The 19,629-nt window shown below is 67.5% G+C and carries 20 protein-coding genes and 1 pseudogene; 11 read left to right on the forward strand and 10 right to left on the reverse strand.

From position 1 onward, the window contains the following. Positions 1-2: 2 nt before the first annotated feature. The 6 genes from pstB to A5781_RS06670 all read right to left on the reverse strand — a co-directional run bounded on the left by pstB (position 3) and on the right by A5781_RS06670 (position 5,729). Complete coding sequence (pstB, locus tag A5781_RS06645; protein ID WP_067202987.1) at positions 3-779, reverse strand: phosphate ABC transporter ATP-binding protein PstB; 777 nt, start codon at positions 777-779, stop codon at positions 3-5. A 13-nt stretch (positions 780-792) separates the two neighbouring features. Further along, on the reverse strand, positions 793-1,707 hold the full coding sequence (pstA, locus tag A5781_RS06650) for a phosphate ABC transporter permease PstA (protein WP_067203159.1): 915 nt from the start codon (positions 1,705-1,707) through the stop codon (positions 793-795). Continuing rightward, positions 1,704-2,738, reverse strand: coding sequence for a phosphate ABC transporter permease subunit PstC (gene pstC, locus A5781_RS06655; RefSeq protein WP_369817686.1), 1,035 nt, complete (start codon positions 2,736-2,738; stop codon positions 1,704-1,706). Before pstC ends, pstA begins: the two co-directional genes overlap by 4 nt. A 48-nt stretch (positions 2,739-2,786) precedes the next feature. After that, entirely contained in the window at positions 2,787-3,917 is a 1,131-nt protein-coding gene (gene pstS / locus A5781_RS06660; RefSeq protein ID WP_067202989.1) for a phosphate ABC transporter substrate-binding protein PstS, read from the reverse strand. Between the two features lie 127 nt (positions 3,918-4,044). After that, positions 4,045-4,956, reverse strand: coding sequence for a mycothiol synthase (mshD, locus tag A5781_RS06665; RefSeq protein ID WP_067202992.1), 912 nt, complete (start codon positions 4,954-4,956; stop codon positions 4,045-4,047). Next, on the reverse strand, positions 4,953-5,729 hold the full coding sequence (locus A5781_RS06670; RefSeq protein ID WP_067202995.1) for a response regulator transcription factor: 777 nt from the start codon (positions 5,727-5,729) through the stop codon (positions 4,953-4,955). Before A5781_RS06670 ends, mshD begins: the two co-directional genes overlap by 4 nt. Before the next feature lie 177 nt (positions 5,730-5,906). On the opposite strand from A5781_RS06670, the gene lmeA reads away from it, so the two are divergent. The 8 genes from lmeA (at position 5,907) to A5781_RS06705 (ending at position 13,611) form a co-directional block, all read left to right on the forward strand. Continuing rightward, the gene (gene lmeA / locus A5781_RS06675) at positions 5,907-6,719 is read left to right on the forward strand and encodes a mannan chain length control protein LmeA (RefSeq protein WP_067202997.1); all 813 of its coding nucleotides are present in this window, start codon (positions 5,907-5,909) and stop codon (positions 6,717-6,719) included. An 84-nt stretch (positions 6,720-6,803) separates the two neighbouring features. Next, complete coding sequence (locus tag A5781_RS26510) at positions 6,804-6,893, forward strand: Ms5788A family Cys-rich leader peptide (RefSeq protein WP_369816355.1); 90 nt, start codon at positions 6,804-6,806, stop codon at positions 6,891-6,893. 102 nt (positions 6,894-6,995) lie between these two features. After that, positions 6,996-7,463 (forward strand): DUF4395 domain-containing protein, encoded by a 468-nt coding sequence (locus A5781_RS06680; protein WP_067203000.1) that lies wholly within the window; start codon positions 6,996-6,998, stop codon positions 7,461-7,463. Between the two features lie 35 nt (positions 7,464-7,498). Next, positions 7,499-8,332 (forward strand): sulfurtransferase, encoded by an 834-nt coding sequence (locus tag A5781_RS06685; RefSeq protein WP_067203002.1) that lies wholly within the window; start codon positions 7,499-7,501, stop codon positions 8,330-8,332. Position 8,333: 1 nt separating this feature from the next. After that, positions 8,334-8,636, forward strand: coding sequence for a DUF1416 domain-containing protein (locus tag A5781_RS06690; protein WP_055403506.1), 303 nt, complete (start codon positions 8,334-8,336; stop codon positions 8,634-8,636). 145 nt (positions 8,637-8,781) lie between these two features. After that, positions 8,782-9,438: an FABP family protein gene (locus A5781_RS06695; RefSeq protein ID WP_067203004.1), complete on the forward strand. Its 657-nt coding sequence runs from the start codon at positions 8,782-8,784 to the stop codon at positions 9,436-9,438. A gap of 129 nt (positions 9,439-9,567) precedes the next feature. Next, positions 9,568-11,943 (forward strand): hypothetical protein, encoded by a 2,376-nt coding sequence (locus A5781_RS06700; RefSeq protein ID WP_067203007.1) that lies wholly within the window; start codon positions 9,568-9,570, stop codon positions 11,941-11,943. A 141-nt stretch (positions 11,944-12,084) separates the two neighbouring features. Beyond that, positions 12,085-13,611 (forward strand): sensor domain-containing protein, encoded by a 1,527-nt coding sequence (locus A5781_RS06705; protein ID WP_067203009.1) that lies wholly within the window; start codon positions 12,085-12,087, stop codon positions 13,609-13,611. Between the two features lie 242 nt (positions 13,612-13,853). Here the strand turns inward: A5781_RS06705 and A5781_RS06710 are convergent, their stop codons facing one another. Further along, positions 13,854-14,726: an aminodeoxychorismate lyase gene (locus A5781_RS06710; protein WP_156622467.1), complete on the reverse strand. Its 873-nt coding sequence runs from the start codon at positions 14,724-14,726 to the stop codon at positions 13,854-13,856. Between the two features lie 104 nt (positions 14,727-14,830). Between A5781_RS06710 and A5781_RS26095 the strand changes: the two are divergent. The 3 genes and pseudogenes from A5781_RS26095 to A5781_RS06720 all read left to right on the forward strand — a co-directional run. Then, positions 14,831-14,905 (forward strand): annotated as a pseudogene (locus A5781_RS26095) (16S rRNA (guanine(966)-N(2))-methyltransferase RsmD); the annotation flags it as partial. Then, a complete protein-coding gene (locus A5781_RS06715; protein WP_067203013.1) occupies positions 14,902-15,996 on the forward strand; it encodes a folate-binding protein YgfZ in 1,095 nt (364 codons plus the stop codon). The pseudogene A5781_RS26095 and the gene A5781_RS06715, both read left to right, overlap by 4 nt. A 144-nt stretch (positions 15,997-16,140) precedes the next feature. Beyond that, complete coding sequence (locus A5781_RS06720) at positions 16,141-16,326, forward strand: DUF3073 domain-containing protein (RefSeq protein ID WP_067203015.1); 186 nt, start codon at positions 16,141-16,143, stop codon at positions 16,324-16,326. A 61-nt stretch (positions 16,327-16,387) separates the two neighbouring features. On the opposite strand, the gene purM is transcribed toward A5781_RS06720, so the two are convergent. The 3 genes from purM to A5781_RS06735 form a co-directional block, all read right to left on the reverse strand. Further along, positions 16,388-17,482: a phosphoribosylformylglycinamidine cyclo-ligase gene (gene purM, locus A5781_RS06725; RefSeq protein ID WP_067203017.1), complete on the reverse strand. Its 1,095-nt coding sequence runs from the start codon at positions 17,480-17,482 to the stop codon at positions 16,388-16,390. A gap of 72 nt (positions 17,483-17,554) precedes the next feature. Continuing rightward, on the reverse strand, positions 17,555-19,081 hold the full coding sequence (gene purF / locus A5781_RS06730) for an amidophosphoribosyltransferase (RefSeq protein WP_067203019.1): 1,527 nt from the start codon (positions 19,079-19,081) through the stop codon (positions 17,555-17,557). A gap of 139 nt (positions 19,082-19,220) precedes the next feature. Next, the gene (locus A5781_RS06735) at positions 19,221-19,610 is read right to left on the reverse strand and encodes a sterol carrier family protein (protein WP_067203021.1); all 390 of its coding nucleotides are present in this window, start codon (positions 19,608-19,610) and stop codon (positions 19,221-19,223) included. Positions 19,611-19,629: the final 19 nt, after the last annotated feature.

A 19,629-nucleotide genomic window follows, 5' to 3' on the forward strand; every position in this document is an offset into this window, starting at 1 on the left:
GGCTAGCCGAAGCGCCCGGAGATGTAATCCTCTGTCGCCTTCTGGCTCGGGTTGGAGAAGATCTTTTCGGTGTCGTCGACCTCGATCAGTCGCCCCGGCTTTCCGACGGCTTCCAGGTTGAAGAACGCGGTGTAGTCGCTGACTCGCGCCGCCTGCTGCATGTTGTGGGTGACGATGACGATCGTGTAGTCCTGCTTCAGCTCGCTGATCAACTCCTCGATGGCCATCGTCGAGATCGGGTCCAGCGCAGAGCACGGCTCGTCCATGAGCAGCACGTCGGGCTGCACAGCGATCGCCCGCGCGATGCACAGGCGCTGCTGCTGGCCGCCGGACAATCCGCCGCCCGGCCTGTCCAGCCGGTCCTTGACCTCATCCCACAAGTTCGCGCCGCGCAGCGAGTATTCAGCGGTCTCGTCGAGCACCTTGCGATTGCGCACGCCCTGCAGCTTCAAACCCGCCACCACGTTGTCGCGAATCGACATGGCGGGGAACGGGTTCGGCCGCTGGAACACCATTCCGATCGCCCGGCGCACGCCGACGGGGTCGACCCCGGCGCCGTAGATGTCCTCGTCGTCGAGGAGCACGCTGCCCTCGACCCGGCCGCCGGGGACCACCTCGTGCATCCGGTTGAGCGTGCGGAGCACCGTCGTCTTGCCGCAGCCTGACGGGCCGATGAACGCGGTCACACTGCGGGGCAGGATCGACAGCGTCACATCCCCTACCGCGTGAAACGCACCGTAGTAGATGTTGACGGCTTTGAGGTCCAACCGCTTTGCCACTTAGTGCTCCTGCCTATGACTTTCTGGCGCCAAGAAACTTCGCTGTCACTCGGGCCCCGATGTTGATGGTGGCGATCACCAGGATGAGGGTTAGGGCGGCACCCCACAACCGATCCGTGGGGACCGGGTTCACGCCGGCACCGGCGCTGGTCTGGTTGTACATCATGCCGGGTAGCGTCCCCATGAATCCACTGAAGATGTCGAAGCTCATAGATTGCGAGTAACCGACGAGAATCAGCAATGGGGCCGTCTCGCCCATCACCCTGGCCACCGCCAGCATGATGCCCGTGATGATGCCGGAGACCCCGGTGGGAAGCACGACCCTGACGATCGTCTTCCATTTCGGGATGCCCAGCGCGTAACTGGCCTCGCGAAGATCCACCGGGACGATCCGCAGCATCTCCTCGGTGGCTCGCACGATCACCGGAAGCATCAACAGGACCAGCGCGAGGGACACCGCGAACTCGGAGCGAGGAAGTCCCAACGTCGCCACGAACAGCGCGTAAATGAACAACGCCGCCACGATCGAGGGCACTCCGCTCAGGACGTCCACCATGAACGTGGCCAGCCTGCCCAGCGGGGTACCGCCACCATATTCGGCCAGATAGATGGCGAGCATGAGGCCGATCGGGATGGAGATCAGCGCGCACACCACTCCTTGCAACACGGTGCCGACGATCGCGTGATAGGCGCCGCCGCCGGCCACGAACGCCGTCATGCCCGCTTGCGAATGCGTCCACCAAACGGTCGACGCGATCGCCTTGAAGCCCTTGGCGATCACCGAGTAGAGCACCAACAGCAGGGGCGTCACCGCAATCACCATCGACAGCGAAACCAGCACCGTCGCAACATGATCCGCGACCCGGCGGCGCCGGCTCGGCCGAGAGAACGTGCGCGGCTTCAGCGGGCGGTCCAACATCGAGGTCATCGCCCGGCGCTCCACCTGGTTTTGGAGGCGGCGCCGCGCGCCAGGGCGTCGACCAGGAAGGTGAGCACGAAGAGTGCCAGCCCCGCGGCGATGTACGCGCCGGCCTTGTATTGGTCATTGAACTGCGCCACGGTGCCCGCGATCTTGGTCGCGACCGTGGAGCCGCCGTCGAACAGCGACCAGCCGAACGCCGCCTGGGTTCCGCGCAAGATGATCAGCAACGCGACCGTCTCACCCATCGCGCGGCCCAGTCCCAGCACCGCTGCGCTGATGTATCCCGACCGCCCGAACGGCAGCACGATCGTCTTCACCACCTCCCAACGGGTGGCACCGAGGGCCAGCGCGGCCTCGACCTGATCCTGTGGTGTCTGGACGAACACCTCGCGGGTCACGGCGGTGATGATCGGCAGGATCATCACCGCCAGGACGATGCCGCCGGTGAAGATGGTGCCGCCGCCGGCCACCGACGCGTTGCCGTCGGCGAAAAGAAAGCACCAGCCCAGGTTGTGGTTCAGCCAGGTGGCCAGGGGTCGCAGCTGCGGCGCCAGCACATGCAGGCCCCACGCGCCGTAAATGATGGACGGGACCCCCGCCAGCAGATCGACGGCGTAGGCCAGGGAGGCGGCGGCGCGGCGCGGCGAGTACTGCGTGACGAAGATGGCGACGCCCAGCGCGACGGGCATGGCCAGGATCAACGCGAACGCCGACACGAACATGGTGACCTTCAGCAGGTCGGAGATGCCGAAGTGCATGGCCGAGGTGTCGGTGGTGATCCAATTGCCGCCGTAGCTGAAGAAGTTCTCCCGATCGCGCCTCAGGGCCGGGATGGCCCGCAGCAGCAGGAATCCGCCAATTGCCCCGATGACGACGACGATCAGCAAGCCTGAGCCTTTGGCCAGCAAACGGAACGCGCGATCCCCGACGTGGGGACGCGCATCTCCCCACGGGTTGATCGGTATCACCGGCGCTTCCGGGAAGGGCGCGGCGACGGTCGCGCCCGAGCCGGCGTCGATCGGGTTTGGCGTGGTCACTGTGATCCCAGCACAGTTCACTCGCTCCTTAAGCGCGGGGCCACTTGGTCACTGCAGAGCGTTGATCGCGGCAACCAGTCGCTCTTTGACCCTATCGGGCAGCGGGATATAGCCGGCCGAGGGAAGCTCGGTCTGCCCGCTGCCGGCGGCGACCGTGAGGAACGACTTGATCGCGCCGGAGGTGTCCGGGTCGGAGCCCTTCGAGCACACGATCTCGTACGTCGCCAGGACCAGCGGGTAGACACTCGGTTCTTGGGAGCGGTACATCGCGTTGAGGTCCAGCACCAGGTCGTTGCCGTCGGCCACGAAGTTGGCCGCCTTCACCGCATTCCCGGCCGTCTCGTTGGTGAGCGGGACCGCGACGCCCTTATTGGTGGCGATCTGGGCGTACGGCATACCGCCCTGGTCGGCGAAGCCCTTCTCGACGTATCCGATTGCGCCCGGCGTCGCCCGCACGGCCTGGACGACGCCGGCCGACTTCATGGCGCCCTCACCCACCCCGCCCTGAAATTCGGTGCCCACGCCTTTGGTCCAGCTCTGCGGCGCGGCGGCCGTCAGATATTTCTGCATGTTGTCGGTCGTTCCGGACGAGTCCGTCCGGTAGATCGGTGCGATCTTGGTGTCGGGCAGCACGACACCGGGATTGAGGGCCGCCAGGATGGGGTCATTCCAGGCGGTGATCCGTCCGCTGAAGATCTTGGCCAACGCGTCACTGCTCACCACCAATGCCGGCACTCCGGCCAGGTTGTAGACCAACGCGATCGGCCCGAACACCAGCGGCAAGTCCCACGCCGGGTTTCCCTCGCATCGTGCGGCGGCCGGACCGATCTGGTCGGCGGCCAGCGGCGAGTCGGCGCCCGCGAAGTCGACATGGCCGGCGATGAACTGCTCGCGGCCGGCGCCCGAACCGGTCGGGTTGTACGACACGCTCTTGCCCGGGCAGTACTGGCCCCAGACCTGGTTGAACAACGCCATCGCGTTTTGTTGGGCCGTCGAGCCTTCCGCCGTCAGCTTGTTCTTGCCGCCGCATCCCGCCGTGCCCGTGGGCCCGGAGGCCGCTGCCGCCGACGCGTCGCGGCGGTTCTGGTCGCTGCCACAGCCGGTCAATGCGCCGATACCCACTGCCACCGCCACCGCCAGCACCGCCAGCGCTCTGCCACCACCCCTGTCGAGCCTCACCGATCTAGCTTCCTGCCCCCTACGGGCCCGCGTGTGCCCCGCCGGCCATCTCCCAACAGGTTGCCAGGTCGTCGCGAAAATATGCCCTGTCGCATCCCGCGCACCCGGTTTCGCGCGTGCGCGTCTGTCAGCCGGAGGCGACGGCGTAGGCGGTGTCCACGCTGTAGGTGGTGAAGCCCAAGCGCTGGTAGGTGCGCACCGCGGCGACGTTGTCCGACTCCACGTAGAGCAGCACGGTCGGTTCGGCCGCCCCGGCCAGCCGCCGCGCCAACGACTCGATCCCGATGGCCGTCAGCATCTGCCCCAGACCCCGCCCCTGCGCCGACGGGTCGACGCCCACGACGTAGACCTCCCCCAGGCCGGGTTGATCGGGATGCACCTTGGTCCAGTGGAAGCCCAGCAGCTTGCCCGGCTGATCGGGTTCGGACACGCCGAAAGCGAGGAACAAGCCGTCCGGGTCGAACCACGGCTCGTTGCGCCGCTCGGCCAGCTGCACTTCGGTCCAGCCGCCCTGTTCGGGATGGTCGGCGAAGGCGGCGTTGTTGACGCGCAGCAGCTCAGCGTCGTCGGCGGTTCCCGCGTAGGTGCAGACCCGTACGCCGGGCACGGGGCGGACCAAGTCGTGGGTGTCACGCAGCGTGCGGCGCATCTGCAGCAATTCGCGTACCGGGACCAGGCCCAGCGCGTCGGCGGTTGCCCGGGCCGGCTCGAGTGTGCCGTGCGCCCAGAACCGGTTCCGTCCGCCGGTCTCGGCCAGGGCCGCACGCGCCAGCGCCGTCCCGAAGCCGTGCCGGCGGACCCGCGGATGCACGACGAGTTCCGCCATCGCGGCTTCTGCGTCGTGCGAGAGATTGAGGTACCCCACGGTCTCGTCGGTCTCGGTGATGAGCAGATGCCCGGTGCGATCGTGCGCGAGCTCGCGCAGCACCTGTTCACCGACGGGCGCCACCCCATCGAATTCCGTTGTCGCCGTGATTAGTTCGCGCACTTGCCGCTGCTCGTCCGCGGTCAGCGCCGAGCGCCACTCAGGCGCGGTCACTGACTGCGCAACGGGTCGCCCAGGGGCTCTTGCATTTCCTCGGAGTCGGACTCGGCGTCGTCGGCGGCTTCGTCGTCCATGGTGTCGGCGATCGGGGCGCGGCCACGTGCAGGCCGGACGGCTTTGTAGCCGACGTTGCGCACCGTGCCGATCAGCGCCTCGTATTCGGGGCCGAGTTTGGCGCGCAGCCGACGCACGTGCACGTCCACGGTGCGGGTGCCGCCGAAGAAGTCGTATCCCCAGACTTCGTGCAGGAGCTGCGCGCGGGTGAAGACGCGTCCGGCATGCTGGGCGAGGTACTTGAGCAACTCGAACTCTTTGTAGGTCAGGTCGAGCGGGCGTCCCCGCAGTCTCGCGGTGTAGGTGCCCTCGTCGATCACCAGCTCACCCAGGCTCACCTTGCCGGCGCTTTCCTGGTCGGCCAGCCCGCCGCGACGCCCGACCACCAGCCGCAGCCTGGCGTCGATCTCGGCGGGTCCGGTGCTCGGCAGCAGGATCTCGTCCAGCCCCCAGTCGGCGCTGACCGCCACCAGACCACCTTCGCTCACGACAGCCAAGACGGGGACCGACCGGCCCGCCGTGCTCAACAGCCGGCAAAGGCCACGGGCCGACGACAAATCGGTGCGCGCGTCCACCAGCACGGCGTCCGCAGTCCCAGCCTCGAGCAACGAGGACGGTTCCGCCGGTGCCGTCCGGACGGTGTGGGGAAGGAGCGACAACGACGGCAGGACCGGGTCGGGATGCAGCTCCGAGGTAAGCAGTAATAGCTCCAACTAGCCCCTCCAGCTCGGGGGAACGGCATCTTCCACAATTCGCAACGCAACAACGCGTTAGTTGCCAGGCCACCTAACGATAACTTGCCACCTGCCATTTTTGCGTGGTGACGATGCAGTGTGAGCCCCGCCACCCGGGCGGTCCGCGACACGGCGCGCAGGGGGTTACGCGACAATATGCGGGTGCGCAAGGTCCTGATCGGGGTGGCGGCAGCGGCGATCGCCGTGGCCGCGGCTGTGCTCGGTGCGGTTGTTGTCGACTACGGAAGCAGCATCTACGCCGAATACCGGCTGTCCTGCACCGTGCGCAAGGCGGCCAATCTGAGGTCCGACCCGTTCGTGGCCATCGTGGCGTTTCCCTTCATCCCGCAGGCCATGCGCCACCACTACAACCAGGTGGAGATCAAAGCCAACGCCGTCGACCATGCAACGGTCGGCAAGGCCACCCTCGAAGCCACGATGTACGCGGTCGATCTGACCCACGCGTCTTGGCTGATCGAACCCGCTGCGAAGCTGCCGGTGGGCAAACTGGAGAGCCGCATCATCATCGGCTCGACCCACCTGGGCCGTTATATGGGCATCAGCGACCTGATGGTCGAGGCGCCGCCGAAGGAGACCAACACCGCCACCGGCGGCGTCACCGCGTCGGGCATCTCCGACAGCCACGGTCTGGTGTTCAGCGGCACCCCCCACTCGGCCAACTTCGAGCACCGGGTGAGCGTCTCGGTGGACCTTTCCATCGCCCCGGACGACCAGTCGACGCTGGTGATCACGCCGACCGGCGTCTTGACCGGGGCGGACACCGCGGATCAAGCCGTTCCGGATGACAAGCGGGATGCGGTGCTGCGCGCCTTCACCACCAGGGTGCCCAACCAGCGGCTCCCGTTCGGGGTGGCACCGAAGACCGAGGGCGCGCGCGGCTCAGACGTGATCATCGAGGGCATCAGTTATGGAGCGACCGTCGATCTGGACGGTTTCAAGCAGTCGTGACCCCGGCATCGCCGACGGCTTTCGGTCCGCGGGGCAACCGCCGCTGGATTTGATCGCTGAACGTCATTCGGTAAGCTAGCCGACGTGCTAGCCCGCATTGAGCCCCTGCTCACCCAACGCCGCGCAGTCGATCTGTGCCGCACCGCGGGCTGTTGCTGTCGCTGTAGCTGCTGAGTCGCCGCGCACTTTCGCGTCGCACTCGGAGCAGCCCCGGAACGTTACCGTGGCCCGTCTCCCGTCGTTCCCTCAGCAACAGGCGTATCCAGGAGTAGCACCGTGCCGATCAGCAACACCACCCAGCCAGACACCGTCGACGTGCGCGGTCCGCGGTTTGCAGCCTGGGTTACCACCGCAGTCCTGGTGATCACCCTCGCCGTGTCCGCCGCCAGTCCCCTGGCGGCGGCGGTCATTCTGGGGGTGCAGGCCATTGTCTTCGCCGTCGGCGCCGCGGGCGGCCCGCGCAAGCATCCCTATGGGCGGATATTCGCCCTAGTCGTGGCACCCCGGCTCGGCCCCGTCACCGAGCGGGAACCGGTCGCACCGCTGAAGTTCGCGCAACTCGTCGGCCTGATCTTCGCGCTCGTGGGCGTCGTCGCGTTCGCCGCGGGCGCCTTCTTGGTCGGCGTCATCGCCACCGCCGGGGCGCTCGTCGCCGCCTTCCTGAATGCCGCCTTCGGCATCTGCCTGGGTTGCCAGCTCTACCCACTGGTTGCGCGTTTCCGAGGAGCCGCGCGCACCACATGACCTGTTCATAGAAAGCGATCGAAAGGATCCCCCGCATGGCACGCTCCGACGTCCTGGTCTCCGTGGACTGGGCCGAGAGCAATCTCGACGCAGCCGGCGTCGTCTTCGTCGAAGTCGACGAGGACACCAGCGCCTACGACACCGGCCACATCCCCGGCGCGATCAGGCTGGACTGGCGTTCCGACTTGCAGGACCCGGTGAAGCGGGACTTCGTCGACGCGCAGCAATTCTCGAAACTGCTCAGCGAACGCGGCATCTCCAACGACGACACCGTGATCCTCTACGGCGGCAACAACAACTGGTTCGCCGCCTACGCCTACTGGTACTTCAAGCTGTACGGCCACGACAAGGTCAAGCTGCTCGACGGCGGCCGCAAGAAGTGGGAACTCGATGGGCGCGCACTGTCCAGCGACACGGTCACCCGGCCGGCAACCTCTTACACCGCCGCCGCGCCGGACAACAGCATCCGGGCGTTCCGCGACGAGGTCATCGCTGCCATCAACGCCACGAACCTGGTCGACGTGCGTTCACCCGACGAGTTCTCCGGCAAGATCCTGGCGCCGGCGCATCTGCCGCAGGAGCAGAGCCAGCGGCCCGGCCATATTCCCGGCGCGATCAACGTGCCGTGGAGCAAGGCCGCCAACGAGGACGGGACCTTCAAATCCGACGAGGAGCTGGCCAAGCTCTACGCCGACGCCGGACTGGACGGCACCAAGGAAACGATCGCGTACTGCCGCATCGGGGAGCGTTCGTCGCACACCTGGTTCGTGCTCCGGGAATTACTCGGCCACAAAAACGTCAAGAACTACGACGGAAGTTGGACGGAATACGGCTCCCTGGTGGGTGCCCCGATTGAGTTGGGAAGCTGATATGTGCTCTGCCCCGAAGCAAGGAGTGACGTTGCCCGCCAGCGTCGACTTGGAGAAGGAAACGGTGATCACCGGCCGGGTCGTGGACAGCGACGGCCAGGCGGTGGGTGGCGCGTTCGTCCGCTTGCTCGACTCGTCGGACGAGTTCACCGCCGAGGTCGTCGCGTCGGCCACGGGCGACTTCCGGTTCTTCGCGGCGCCGGGGTCCTGGACGCTGCGGGCGTTGTCGGCCGCCGGCAACGGGAATGCCGTGGTGAGCCCGTCGGGCGCGGGGATCCACGAGGTGGACGTCAAGATCGCCTGAGACCCCGACTGCCCTGACCGCGACCTCCCGCGGCGAATAGACTTGTCCCCGTGGTGCTCTTCTTCGAGATCATGCTGGTCGTCGCCGTCGTGGTGATCTCATGGTTCGCGCTGTACACGCTGTACCGGCTCATCACCGACGAATCGTGACCTCTGACGAACCGGGTTCTTCTGCGAGCTCCGGCGATCGCGCGGTGGCCGCCGCCGCTGAGCGCGCCAAGCTGACCGCCGGCCGCAACATTCCCGCCTTCGACGACCTGCCGTTTCCCGCCGACACCGCCAACCTGCGTGAAGGCGCCAACCTGAATGACGCATTGCTGGCGCTGCTGCCGCTCGTTGGTGTGTGGCGCGGAGAAGGCGAGGGTCGAGGACATGACGGGGACTACCGGTTCGGGCAGCAGATCGTCGTCTCGCACGACGGCGGCGACTACCTGAATTGGGAATCCCGCTCGTGGCGCCTCAGCGACACGGGCGAATACCAGGAGCACGCCTTGCGGGAAACGGGCTTCTGGCGCTTCGTCAGCGACCCCGATGACCCGAGCGAATCACAGGCCATCGAGTTGCTGTTGGCCCACTCCGCCGGGTACGTCGAACTGTTCTACGGACGGCCCCGCACCCAGTCGTCGTGGGAGCTGGTGACCGATGCGCTGGCCCGCAGCCGATCGGGTGTGCTGGTCGGCGGCGCCAAACGGCTCTACGGAATCGTCGAGGGCGGCGACCTGGCCTACGTCGAGGAACGTGTGGACGCTGACGGCGGCCTCGTTCCACACCTTTCGGCGCGGCTCTCGCGGTACGCCGGATAGCCGCCGACCTGTTGCCCGCCTGGGTAACTCGGCGGTGCGCACCGGCCCGCAATCATTGCTTTCGGCCTACCTTTTGCGTGTACTGTTCGACGTCCGAACAGCCGATACCGCGCGAAGGGAGATCGGCGGATGCGTCCCACGAGGGCACCCTCGCCCACGTTGCGCTGGGGCCTAACCGCGGTCGGTGTGCTGCTCATCGTGTACCTAAGTGTCCTGGACCTGTGGCCCTCGATCACCGACGCGCTGCCACCGGCCCTCGGCTGGTTCGGCCGACCCGGATCGATGCCCACGCTCGCGATCGTCGTGGCCGTGCTGATCGCGGCGTGCGTACTGACCTTCCGCTCCGACAACAGCCACCGAGTGGTGGGCGTTTCGTTCACCGTGATCGCCGTCCTCATCGGCATGAGCGCGATCCTGGGCCTGACCTCGTATTGGGGATGCCACGACGCCAACCATCCCGCTTTCTTCACGCCACTGATGGCGACGGCCAGTCTGGTCAAGGGCGGCACCGGCGACTTCTCGGTGAGTGGGCGAACCTGCCCGAGCCCCACGCCGGTCGGCCTGGAACTGGCCCGCATTGCAGCACTTTCGGCGATCTTCACCGGATTGGGGGGCGTCGTGGTGGGGGTCTTCCGGGCCCAGGTGGACCGGATGCGGGCAAACCTCGCTGACTCCGTCACCGCCATCGTCGGCATCGACGGCGACACCCAGTCAATCGTCAGCGGGGTCGCGCGGACGCTGGACCGGCGCAGCACGCTGGTCGTCATCACCGGCGCCAGCGATGACCGGGTGCAGCGGGCACGCAGGCAGGGCGCCCGGGTCGTCCTGGTGGACTTCAACAACCCGTCCACCCTGGTGTCGCTGCGGCTGTGGCGCCACCTGTCCCGCCTCTACCTGATGGCGCCCGATCCGGCGATCAACCTGTTGTGGCTGGAGCTGATCGGCCGCCGGCTCGACGAGGTCGCCCACAAACGGCGGTTGCCGCTGATCGTGCGGATGGACGACCCCTGGCTGGCCCAGGCCTGGCGGGCCCAGCAGTTCGGCGGGTCGGACATTCGGTGGGCGGCCGACGTGGTCGGCAAGTATGAGGTGACCGCGGCCAGGCTACTCGACGGCATCATCGCAACTGGGCGAACGAAGCGGGTATTCGTCTGCGGCACTTCACAATTGACCCTGGCACTGTGCGCGGACCTGACCCAACGCGCCCTGGAACGCGACTTCTACACGCCGCCGGGCGCGGTGCCGTTGCCCGCGCTCACCCTGGTCGAAAGGGACGCCCCGGAGTACTTGGCGGATCACGAGTTCTACCGGCAGCAGGCCGGATTCATGTCGGAGGGGCCGACCATCGATGCCACCGCCGAGGCGCCGACGGTGCCGACCATGCTGAAGCTGATCGGTGACGTCGACCACGCGACCAGCGCCGTGATCTTCGTGGACTCCCATGCCGCCACGACCGCGGCGAGGCTGGCGGCCCGCTTCCCCGAGATGCCGATCTACGCCTCGGACCTCAACACCAGCATCACTGACGACTCGGTTCAGGTCGTCGGCCGGTTGCAGTCCTACTCGCTGGTGCTGGACACCCAGGAGGGGCAGGTGCAGGACGCCTGGGAGCGAGCGGCGAGGTTGATCCACGAGCGGTATGTCTCGACGATCGACGCGGACGCGCCACGGTCTCCGGCCGCCATGCCCTGGGCCGAGCTCAACGAGTTTTATCGGGGGTCCAACCGGCGTCAGGTGCGCAACGCGCTGTGGATGGTGGAGCAGATCGCGGGGCACACCTGGAATACGTGGGGCAGCTTGCCCGCCCAGCTGTCCGGCAACGAAATGGCGGGACTGCCTCCCTTGGAGCAGCTGGCCCTGATGGGCTTCGACCAGTATTCGGCGATGAGCATGGCCCGCGCCGAGCACGAGGATTGGTGCCGCTACTACCGCCGCAACGGCTGGAAATTCGGTTCGCCGCGCGACGATTCGCGCAAGATCCACAACAAGCTGGTCGACTGGGTGGTCGTCGAGAGCGATCCGGAGCTGCTCAATGCCGCGGTGCGCAGCCTGGCGGCCACGTTGTGGAGCCTGCGCCGGCTTGGCTTCCGGTCGCGCCCGCTCTGGCGGTCCTTCACCCGGGTGGGGACGGTGGCCGCCGAACAACGAAGCGCCCCATGGACGTGGACGTCGGATTCGGGGCACACCATGCGCGCCGACGCCGGCGACTGGGCGATCCAGGAAGACGGCAGGGTGTGGTCGGTTCGCGACGACATCTTCAGGGATTCCTACGAACCGGCCGGTGACGGGCGCTGGCAGCGCAAAGGGCGGGTCCAGGCCCGTCCTGCCTACCCGGGCGAGACGGTAAACACCTTGGAAGGGCCGACAACCGCGGCGGAGGGCGACTGGGTCATCCGGGGATCCACCGGCGAGCAGTGGCCGGTTCCCGGTACCGAATTCGCGCGTCGCTATGCCGAGTTCCACCCTCCCGAGGACGCTTCGGCGGTTGGCGGCGCCCAAGGTTAAGTTTTAGCCGTCGCACCCCGAATAGCCGTGAATTTGCGCCGTCTGACATCGTCCGACACTGATACGGTATCGGCGCATGCCCAATAGCCGCGTGCGCCGATTTCGCCGTTCGTTTGCTACGCCTCCCCGTAGGAGACCGTGATGCCGCTGTTCATCAGCTACTCGAGCCAAGACAGGGCGGCGGTGGACGCCCTGACGGCCGCGCTTCGGCGCGCGCAGCAACAAGTTTGGTTCGACCAAGAGCTCGGCGGCGGCGAGTCGTGGTGGAACAAGATCCTCGAGCAGGTCCGCTCGTGTGACGTGTTCATCGTTGCGCTGTCCAACAACTGGCTGCAGTCCAAGCCCAGCCAGGCCGAGTTGCGCTACGCGAGGGCGCTGAACCGGCCGATCCTTCCCGTGCGCATCGGTGACGTCGACAGCATGCGCGTGAATCCCCTTGCCGCATTGCAGATCATCGACTACCGGGAACCGACCGTCGACGCCGGCATCCAACTCGTTACCGCGGTACACGCGCTGCAAAGCAAGCCGGTGCCGTTGCCGGACCCGCTGCCCGAAGAACCGCCCGTCCCGTTCGGGTACATCACCCGGTTGGGCGACACTCTCGCCGAAAAAGAACTCAGCCCGCAGGCGCAGACCCAGCTTTTGATCGAACTCAGGCAGGGACTCGACGAGGACGGCGACGATCCCAGCGCCCGCGGCGACATCGGGCAACTGTTGCGCATGCTGCGCCTGCGCCACGACGTCACCTACCGCACCCGCACCGAAATCGACAACGTGCTGGCCGAGATCGAGGCCAAGGACGGCAAGCCCGACGCCGCGATCACGACCGAGGCGCAGGCCGCGGCCGCAGCGCAGCCCGCCGCCGCGGCCCCAGCCGGCGGCCCGGCCGCCAGGGCCGCGGCGCCAGAGCCGGTGGGCGGATCCAGCAAGCGGCTGCTCATCATCGGCGGCGCCGCCGTGGCGGTGATCGCGGCGATCGCGATCGTCTTCGTACTCACCACGCAGGGCGGCAAGACCAAATCCGCCCCGAAGGCCGGCACCGGCCCGAATTCGACTCAGACCGCCGCCAACCCAGCGCCAAGTGTCCCGGATTCCGGGAATGCCTCGAAGCTGGACTCCTATCTCCTCGGCCCCGCGGAGGTCGGTGCGGTCGTGGGCGACCCGAACCTGGTGGTTTCCGACAAGGCCGCGCAGCTGCGCAACTTCCGGCCGGCGCTGTCCAACCCGGATTGCAAGGGCGTGTTCGAACCCATCGAAGAATCGGCCTATAAGGGTGCGGACGGTTACACCGGGCTGAGTGGCCAAGCCGTGCACACCCCCGGCGAGAACCAGGCTCACCGCGTCTACGAAGCGGTCGTACAGTTTTCGTCGCCCGACAAGGCGACCGCGTTCGTGCAGGCGTCCGCGGATAGGTGGAAGGCCTGCGCGGGCCAATCGATCACGTTGACCTTCAACGGCAAGTCCAGCGAGTGGAAGTTCGGTGACGTCACCGGGGCCGTGCCGAAAATCTATCAAGGGCGGACGCAGGCGGACGGAACCCGCGCCTGCCATCACGCGCTGCACGCGGCGTCGAGTGTGGTCGTGGACCTCTTGGTGTGCGGGCCCGACGCCGAGAACGGTCAGGCGGGCAAACTCGCCGGCCAGATAGCCGCGAAGGTGAGCGAGTAACGGCTCCAGACATGGAGCGGCCCCCGAGCAAGGCTCCTGGTTGGACAGACCGGAAGCTCGGGGGCCGGGTGGCTACGGGGAATTCGCCAGCGCGCGTAAATCGCCGGCTCTTCGAAAGCCACTGCTGCTAGCGCGCAGCCACCTCACATGTCCATGAAGCTATCAATTTCTCGGACCACCTCCCTTCTTGTGTACGGCCGACCGTACCCGCGATTCCGCAAGCCGACAACACAATTCAGCGCTTAGCGATCACTGACGATCGCCGAGTCGACCAGTGCGGCGAATTCGGCGGCCAGCGGAGACCGGGGCAGCGGCCGACCGTCGAGGGTGTGTACGCGGGCGGCCAACGTCATACTTGAGACCAGCCAGATCCCTTGCGCCGCATTGAGATCGGCGAGCCGCAACGCGCGATAGTCGCAGTCGTAGCCCTTGTCCCGCGCCACCTCGAAGAGGGCCTGCTGCGTAGTGCCACGCAAAATCGGATACCACGGCGGCGGTGTCAGCAGGCACAGGTTCCCGCCTGCCGCGGTTTCGTCAGCGGCCGCGATCACCACCGTCGAGCGCGGTCCTTCCAGGATGTAGCCATCCGAGCTGACGAAGATCACGTCACCGGCCCCTTGCCGGGCGGCATGACGCAAAGCCGCCATGTTGACCGCGTAGGACAGCGTCTTGGCGCCGGCGAGCAGCCACGGCATCGCGCCGGCACCGCCCGAGGGCAGTCCGCGGTCCAACGTCACCGCGGCCAGGCCCTCGCGCCGAACCGCCGTCACTCGTTCGGGGACGGCGTTGACCATCACATAGGTGGTCGGCGTCGTCCCGCCCTCCCGGCCGCGGCTGTAGATCAGCCGCATCGCGCCTTCGTCAGCGGTGTCCGCGACCCACTGCCGAGTGGCCAGGTCGATCGCATCGCGCCAGCTCGGCAGGTCCGGCTCGGGCAGGTCCATCAGCCTCGCCGACTGGGTCAGCCGCTGCAGATGGGACTCGACCAGACAGGGCCTGCCGTCGCGGACCAGCAGCGTCTCGAAGATGCCGTCGCCGCGAACCGCCGCCAAGTCGTCGGCGTGCAGCAGCGGCGCGTCCGGCGGATGAATCGCGCCGTCCAGCGTGACGATCACACCCGCCTGGCCTGCCATGAAGGTAAAGCCTAGCCGCGAATGTGAGGGTGGCCGCACGCTCCGCGGACGAGACACCAGGGGGTCCGTAGAGTTGACGTGTGTCTCGCGCCGGCGACGATGCAGTGGGGGCACCTCCCGCTTGCGGGGGACGTAGCGATGAGGAGGAGCGGCGCACATGAACGCAGTTCCTGCACCCGATGCCGGACCCGACGCGGGCGCCGTCTGGCATTACGGCGATCCCCTGGGCGAACAGCGCGCGGCCGAAACCGCTGCAGTCGTGGTGGACCGCTCAAACCGCGCAGTCCTCACCCTGACCGGTGGTGACCGCCAGAAGTGGCTCCACAGCATCTCCACCCAGCACGTCAGCGACCTTTCCGAGGGCGCCAGCACGCAGAACCTCAGCCTCGACGGTCAGGGCCGCGTCGAGGACCACTGGGTCCAAACCGAACTCGGCGGCACCACCTACCTGGACACCGAACCCTGGCGCGGCGAACCGCTACTGGAATACCTGCGCAAGATGGTCTTCTGGTCTGATGTCACCCCGGCTGCCGCCGACATGGCGGTGCTTTCGCTGTTGGGCCCGCGCCTGTCCGACCGGGCGGTGCTCGACGCGCTCGGCGTGGACGCCCTGCCCGCCGAGCTGACGGCGATCCCGGTGGCCGGCGGGGGCTTTGTGCGGCGGATGCCCGGCGGCCCCGCCGGCCAGATCGAACTGGATTTGGTGGTCCCGCGCGGCGAGTCCGCCGGCTGGCAGAAACGTTTGGTCCAGGCGGGCCTGCGACCCGCGGGGGTCTGGGCGTACGAAGCGCACCGGGTGGTGGGGCTGCGCCCGCGATTGGGCGTCGACACCGATGAGCGCACAATTCCGCACGAGGTGGGGTGGATCGGCGGCCCCGGCGAGGGCGCCGTCCACCTGGACAAGGGCTGTTACCGGGGGCAAGAGACCGTCGCGCGGGTGCACAACCTCGGTAAACCACCCCGGATGCTGGTGCTGTTGCACCTCGACGGTTCGGTCGAGCGGCCGTCGACGGGTGACCCGGTGGTCGCCGGCGGTCGCGCGGTCGGTCGCCTTGGCACCGTGGTGGACCACGTGGACCTCGGGCCGGTGGCCCTGGCGCTCATCAAGCGCGGGGTGCCGGCGGACACGGAATTGGCGACCGGCCCGCAGGCTTCGGTGGCTGCGGTGATCGACGCCGATTCGCTGCCACGCACGGAACAGATCGGCGCGGGACGCCTGGCCGTTGAACGCTTGCGGGGCGGTGCGAGATAATTGTGAATGACGTCCGCCACAGCGGCAGGGGGCACCGACGCCCAACCGTAAGGCACGGTAAACTGTCGGCAGGACAATAACGACACCAGGAGATCGGAGCCGCCTGATTCGGGCCGCTCCGTTATTGCGCGAGGGGGTTCCCCCATGGGCCGCGGCCGGGCTAAGGCAAAGCAGACCAAGGTTGCTCGAGAACTCAAATACAGTTCCCCGCAGACCGACTTCCAGCGGCTACAGCGCGAGCTGGCAGGAACGGATGCCGACGACTCCACCGGACTGGAGGACGACAGCGTCGCCGACTCCTGGGCAGACACCGACGACTGGCGTCGCTAAGACTCACGCCGCTGTGCCGCTGCCATTCGCTTCGACACGGCGCTAGCCCGGCTCCCGCCCTTTAAAATCTCGGGTGCTGCCCGACGAGCTTTGCCCGCGGGCCTTCTTTACCGCCTTTGCAGACGGTTCCCAACACCCAGCAGTCCAAGTGCCGGGCGGTCAAGATGGCCAGGGCCCGGTCGGTGTCCTCGGGGGCGACGACGGCGACCATGCCCACGCCCATGTTGAACGTCTTCTCCATCTCCTCGCGCGCCACCCGGCCACGCTGGGCGATCATGGCGAACACCGGTGCGGGCGTCCAGGTCCCGCGGTCGATCTCGGCGACCAGGCCGTGCGGGATGACGCGTTGCAGGTTGCCGGCCAGCCCGCCGCCGGTGACATGGCAGAACGTGCGGACATGGGTTTCGGCGGTCAACGCCAGGCAGTCTTTGGCGTAGATCCGGGTGGGTTCCAACAGCTCTTCACCCAGCGTGCGGCCGAACTCCTCGACATAACCCGCCAGGTTCATCCGGTCGATCTCGAGCAGCACCGTGCGGGCCAGGGAGTAGCCGTTGGAATGCAGGCCGGAGGAGCCCATCGCGATGATGGTGTCGCCGGGTTTGACGCGTTCGGGACCCAACACGTCGTCGGCCTCGACGACGCCGATACCGGTTGCCGAGATGTCGTAGTGGTCCGGTTCCATCAGGCCGGGGTGCTCGGCCGTTTCCCCGCCCAGCAGCGCGCAGCCGGCGCGCACGCACCCCTCGGCGATACCCGCCACGATCGCGCTGAGGCGTTCGGGCACCGTTCGGCCCACCGCGATGTAGTCCTGCAGGAAAAGCGGCTCGGCGCCGCACACCACGAGGTCGTCGACCACCATCGCGACCAGGTCCAGGCCGACGGTGTCGTGCTTGTCCATCGCCTGGGCGACCGCCAGCTTGGTTCCCACACCGTCGGTGGACGCCGCCAGCAGCGGTTCGCGGTAATCGTTGCGCAACGCGAACAGCCCGGCGAACCCACCTAGGCCGCCCCGCACCTCGGGCCTGGTGGCCTTCGTCGCCAGCGGCTTGAACATTTCAACGGCGCGGTCGCCCGCCTCAATGTCCACCCCGGCCGAGGCGTAGGTGATGCCGTGGGTGCCCGGGCTTCGTCCGGGGCTTTTTCCGGGATCCGTCATCGCGATAAAGGCTACCGGGCGCCGCCGACCGCCGTTATCAAACCGTCTTGGAAGGGGCGCGCCGGACGTCCGTCAGTGGACGATCGGCACTTCGTCGGGTGCCAGATCGTCGAGACCGGCTCCGCGGGCGGCGTTGGTGAGCATGTGCTCGATGACGTTCTTGCCCAAAGCCGTCTCCTCGGGCAGTTCGATCGGATACTTGCCGTCGAAGCAGGCGGTGCAGAGCCGCGACGCGGGTTGCTCGGACGCCGCCACCAGGCCGCGCAGCGAGATGTAGCCGAGGGTGTCCGCGCCGATGGCATGCCGCACCGCCTCGAGTATCTCCTCTTTGTCCTGCACGGCGTTGGCGATCAACTCGGCCGGCGACGGGAAGTCGATGCCATAGAAGCAGGGCCACTTCACCGGCGGCGACGCGATCCGCACGTGGACTTCGACGGCGCCGGCCTCGCGCAGCATGCGCAGCAGCGCGCGCTGGGTGTTCCCCCGCACGATCGAGTCGTCGACGACGATGAGCCGCTTGCCGCGGATGACCTCGCGAAGTGGGTTGAGCTTCAACCGGATACCGAGCTGGCGGATGGTCTGGGACGGCTGGATGAAGGTCCGCCCGACGTAGGCGTTCTTCATCAGGCCCTGCCCGTACGGAATGCCGGACTCCTGCGCGTATCCCACCGCGGCCGGGGTGCCCGACTCCGGGACCCCGATCACCAGATCGGCGTCGACCGGGCATTCACGGGCCAGCCGGCGACCGATCTCCACCCGGGTGGCGTGCACGGACCGGCCGGCGATCGTGCTGTCCGGACGCGCCAGGTAGACGTATTCGAAGACGCAGCCCTTGGGGGTGGGGTTGGCGAAACGCGTGGAGCGCACCCCGTCGGCGTCGATCGCGAGCAGCTCGCCCGGCTCGATGTCGCGTACGAACGACGCGCCGACGATGTCGAGGGCCGCCGTTTCGGAGGCCACCACCCAGCCGCGATCCAGCCGTCCGAGCGAAAGTGGCCGCACCCCATGCGGATCGCGGCAGGCATACAGCGTGTTCTCGTCCATGAACGTCAGGCAGAACGCGCCGCGCACGGTTGGCAGCAGATCCAGGGCCGCCCGCTCCAGCGTGGAATCGGCCGCGCCGTGGGCTAGCAGCGCGCCCAAGATGTCGGAGTCCGTCGTGGCGGGGGCGGGGGCACGCCGGGCGATCAGTCCCGCGTCGCGGGCGCGGGCGGCCAGCTCGGCGGTGTTGACCAGGTTTCCGTTGTGCCCCAGAGCGACGCCGGTGCCGGCGGCGGTGTTGCGGAACACCGGTTGCGCGTTCTCCCAAGTGGTGTCGCCCGTGGTGGAGTAGCGGCAATGCCCGATGGCCACATGGCCCGGCATTGCCGCGAGCGTCTGCTCGTCGAACACCTGGCTGACCAAGCCCAAGTCTTTGAAGACGAGGACCTGCGATCCATCGGCGACGGCGATACCCGCGGCTTCCTGCCCGCGATGCTGCAGGGCGTACAAGCCGTAATAGGTGAGTTTTGCGACGTCCTCGCCCGGGGCCCAAACCCCAAAGACACCACACTCTTCACGAGGCGAGTTCAGGTCCTGCTCGGGTTCCTGGACGGTCACGATTGGGCGGCTCCCTGGGGAACGATTGGTGACGTAACGGAGTCTACGGGTCCGACGCCCGCGACCGCGAATTAGCAGCGCGTGTTGGGCGGCGAAAATTCCCGCATCCGACCCTAAACCTGCAGTTCAGAGTTGTCATTCAGCCGACACCGAACAAGGGCAGACAGTGTTCGATCTCACCCGTCCGAGCGCCGGAAAGGCTCAGCGCACCGGCGTCCTTCGCGTCCTGGAAGGACAGCATCCCGGTCGCCAGCAGCAGCCACGTCCGCGGATCGGTCTCCACCACGTTGGGAGGCGTGCCCCGGGTGTGCCTCGGCCCGGCGACGCATTGCACCGCGACAAACGGCGGGATACGCACCTCGACGCTGGCGCCGGGCGCCACGGCGGCCAGAGTGCGGGCGGTGAGCCGGACGGCCGCGGCCAGGCCCTCGCGGTCGGGGGCCGGCAGGGATTCGTCGCGCAACCAATCCGCCACCGCCAACACGGCCTGCCGAGTCTTTGCCGGATCGGCCTTTTCACGGGCGGCCATACCCTAGGGTCTCAAACTC

Origin of the sequence: Mycobacterium sp. 852002-30065_SCH5024008 (assembly GCF_001665645.1) — a bacterium.
In the GTDB taxonomy this organism is placed as follows: Bacteria; Actinomycetota; Actinomycetes; order Mycobacteriales; family Mycobacteriaceae; genus Mycobacterium; species Mycobacterium paraffinicum.

Excerpts from the sequence above, each read along its gene's own strand:
- pstA (WP_067203159.1), bottom strand. The coding sequence starts at position 1,707 with ATGACCTCGATGTTGGACCGCCCGCTGAAGCCGCGCACGTTCTCTCGG.
- lmeA (WP_067202997.1), top strand. The coding sequence starts at position 5,907 with ATGCGGGTGCGCAAGGTCCTGATCGGGGTGGCGGCAGCGGCGATCGCC.
- A5781_RS06685 (WP_067203002.1), top strand. The coding sequence starts at position 7,499 with ATGGCACGCTCCGACGTCCTGGTCTCCGTGGACTGGGCCGAGAGCAAT.
- A5781_RS06690 (WP_055403506.1), top strand. The coding sequence starts at position 8,334 with ATGTGCTCTGCCCCGAAGCAAGGAGTGACGTTGCCCGCCAGCGTCGAC.
- A5781_RS06700 (WP_067203007.1), top strand. The coding sequence starts at position 9,568 with ATGCGTCCCACGAGGGCACCCTCGCCCACGTTGCGCTGGGGCCTAACC.
- A5781_RS06705 (WP_067203009.1), top strand. The coding sequence starts at position 12,085 with ATGCCGCTGTTCATCAGCTACTCGAGCCAAGACAGGGCGGCGGTGGAC.
- A5781_RS06715 (WP_067203013.1), top strand. The coding sequence starts at position 14,902 with ATGAACGCAGTTCCTGCACCCGATGCCGGACCCGACGCGGGCGCCGTC.
- A5781_RS06720 (WP_067203015.1), top strand. The coding sequence starts at position 16,141 with ATGGGCCGCGGCCGGGCTAAGGCAAAGCAGACCAAGGTTGCTCGAGAA.
- purM (WP_067203017.1), bottom strand. The coding sequence starts at position 17,482 with ATGACGGATCCCGGAAAAAGCCCCGGACGAAGCCCGGGCACCCACGGC.
- A5781_RS06735 (WP_067203021.1), bottom strand. The coding sequence starts at position 19,610 with ATGGCCGCCCGTGAAAAGGCCGATCCGGCAAAGACTCGGCAGGCCGTG.